The following is a 2,288-nucleotide window of genomic DNA, read 5'->3' as shown; positions in this document are numbered from 1 at the left end:
CTGCGGCCGGGGCGTGGGCCGTGCGCGTCCACGATGTGCCGCCGAGCGTCGACGCCGTCCGGGTGGCCGCCGCATGGGCGGCCGGAACACCGGGGGAGGGCTGATGGCGGACCGGATCGAACTCAGGGGCCTGCGGGTGCGCGGCCACCACGGGGTCTTCGAGCACGAGCGGCACGACGGTCAGGACTTCCTCGTCGACCTCGTCCTGTGGACCGACTTCTCCGCGGCCGCGGCGTCCGACGATCTGGCCGACACCGTCGACTACGGTGCGCTGGCGCTGTTCGCCCGGGACGTGGTGTCCGGGGCCCCCCGCGACCTGATCGAGACGGTGGCCTCGCAGATCGCCGACGGGGTCATGGACCTGGCCCCCCACGCGCACGCGGTCGAGGTGACCGTGCACAAGCCCCAGGCGCCCATCCCCGCCGAGTTCGCGGACGTCGCGGTGGTGGCCAGACGATCGCGTGGGCACGACGGCGAACCGGGTGCGGACCGGTGACCTGCCGGGCCGTCCTGTCGATCGGCGGAAACCACGGTGACTCACTCGAGTTCCTCCGTGGTGTGGTGGCCGCCGCCGCCGGAGCGGGCACCCTCCGCGACGTCTCGTCGGTCTACGCGACCCCTCCGTGGGGCGGGGTGGAGCAGGACGACTTCCTCAACGCGGTTCTCGTCGTCGAACACCCGGGTTCCCCCCGCGACGTGCTCGACTGGGGACTCGCGCAGGAGCGGGCCGCGGGCCGCACCCGCCGGGTCCGGTGGGGGCCGCGGTCACTCGACGTGGACGTGGTGTCCGCCGAGGTGGACGGTGTGACGGTGAGGTCCCGGGACGACCGTCTGACCCTGCCCCACCCCCGTGCGGCCGAGCGGGCGTTCGTCCTGGTCCCCTGGTCGGAGATCGAACCGCGTGCCCGGTTGGACGGCACGCCCCTCTCGGCCCACCTCGATGCCCTCGATCCCGCGGAAGTGTGCGCGATCCGGCGCACGCGCGACCGGCTGGCGCCCGAAGGGTGGGTCCGCTGACATGTCCCGTATCGCGGTGTCCACCCTCGCCCTGGTCGCGCTCGTGGCCGGCGTGGCCGCCTACTTCCTCACGGGTTCGTTTCTCGGGTCACTGCCTCCACTCGGGTGGGGCTGGGTCACTCTGCCGGTGGTGGCGGTGATCGACCTCTTGTTGGCGCTCCGCGTCCGATCCGCGATCTCCGACGGCGGCGTGGGCCAGGACCGCAGCCAGATGCACCCGATGACGATCGCGCGGTGCGCAGCCCTCGGGCAGGCGTCGGCGGTCCTGGGAGCAGCGGCCGGTGGCCTGGGAACCGGGTTGGTCCTGTACTTCCTGCCCAGGCTGGGCGAGCTGGCCGCGGCCGGCGACGAGCTGCCGGTGTCCGAGGCGGTGTTGGTGTCGGGGGCGGTGCTCGTGGGCGCGGGACTGTTCCTCGAGGCCGCCTGCGAGACCCCTCCCTCCGACGACGACCTCGGGGGACTGGCCCAGTCGACCTGACCGGCCCGACCTGACCGGCCCAGTCGACCTGACCGGCCCGGCGGGACCGCGAGCGGCGGGCATCTCGACGAACACGCGCCAGTTACCCGTGTGACTAGTGGTTCTCCGCGTATCATCCCGGGCATGAGTTCCGACGGCGCGATCGACAAACCCCGATCCGTCCGCCCCGCTCGTGGTGACGACCGCGGCCTGGCGGGCATCGCTCTCGGCGCCCTCCTGGTGCTCGCGCTCGTCGCGACCGTCGTGATGGTCTTCTCGGACGATCCGGTGTGGATGCGGATCGGCACCCTCGCGGCACTCTGGGCGGCGTTCATCGGGGCCTTCCTCGTGGCCCGTTACAGGCGACAGGCCGCGGCCGAGGCCGCCCGGGTCCGCGACCTGCACACGGTGTACGAACTGCAGCTCGAGCGTGAGATCTCGGCGCGTCGCGAACACGAGCTCGTGGTGGAGAAGGATCTCCGCGACTCCGTGCGTGCGGAGACCACCGATTCGATCCGCGCACTCCGCCACGAGATCGCCGCGTTGCGCGACCAGCTCGGGCAGATGGGTGTCACGCTGAACGACGAGCGTCCCGCCGTGGGTGGCGACACCGCCGCCGGGGAGCTGGGCGCCGGGGTGTCCCTGCCGTCGGTGCCGTCCGAGCGTGTCGAGCCCCGCCGTCGGGCCCCGGAACCGACCGTTACCGGCGTCGGTCGTGACGTCACCCCGAGCACCGAGCGCACCGAGAAGCTCTCGCCGGTCGAGGCGGAGACGGCGCGCCCCGCGGGCGCCCAGGACCGGCCGACCCGCGGCC

General features: G+C 73.2%; 4 protein-coding genes. All 4 read left to right on the top strand.

Annotated features, from left to right (window positions below):
• Positions 1–103 precede the first annotated feature (103 nt).
• Positions 104–496: a dihydroneopterin aldolase gene (folB, locus tag IY392_RS12320; protein ID WP_107757965.1), complete on the top strand. Its 393-nt coding sequence runs from the start codon at positions 104–106 to the stop codon at positions 494–496.
• On the top strand, positions 493–1,017 hold the full coding sequence (gene folK, locus IY392_RS12315; protein ID WP_095717943.1) for a 2-amino-4-hydroxy-6-hydroxymethyldihydropteridine diphosphokinase: 525 nt from the start codon (positions 493–495) through the stop codon (positions 1,015–1,017). Before folB ends, folK begins: the two co-directional genes overlap by 4 nt.
• 1 nt (position 1,018) lies before the next feature.
• On the top strand, positions 1,019–1,495 hold the full coding sequence (locus IY392_RS12310) for a DUF3180 domain-containing protein (protein WP_194861373.1): 477 nt from the start codon (positions 1,019–1,021) through the stop codon (positions 1,493–1,495).
• Positions 1,496–1,618: 123 nt separating this feature from the next.
• Positions 1,619–2,288, top strand: a 670-nt coding sequence (locus IY392_RS12305; RefSeq protein WP_194861372.1) for a DUF6779 domain-containing protein, incomplete at its 3' end; no start/stop codon positions are given.

This window comes from Dietzia sp. SYD-A1 (genome assembly GCF_015356725.1).
GTDB lineage: Bacteria > Actinomycetota > Actinomycetes > Mycobacteriales > Mycobacteriaceae > Dietzia.
Note: the sequence above shows the minus strand (reverse complement) of the source record. Positions and strands in the feature narration are given on the sequence as shown.

What these genes read in the sequence shown, in the direction of transcription:
- IY392_RS12310 (WP_194861373.1), top strand. Translation starts at nt 1,019, where the DNA reads ATGTCCCGTATCGCGGTGTCCACCCTCGCCCTGGTCGCGCTCGTGGCC.
- folB (WP_107757965.1), top strand. Translation starts at nt 104, where the DNA reads ATGGCGGACCGGATCGAACTCAGGGGCCTGCGGGTGCGCGGCCACCAC.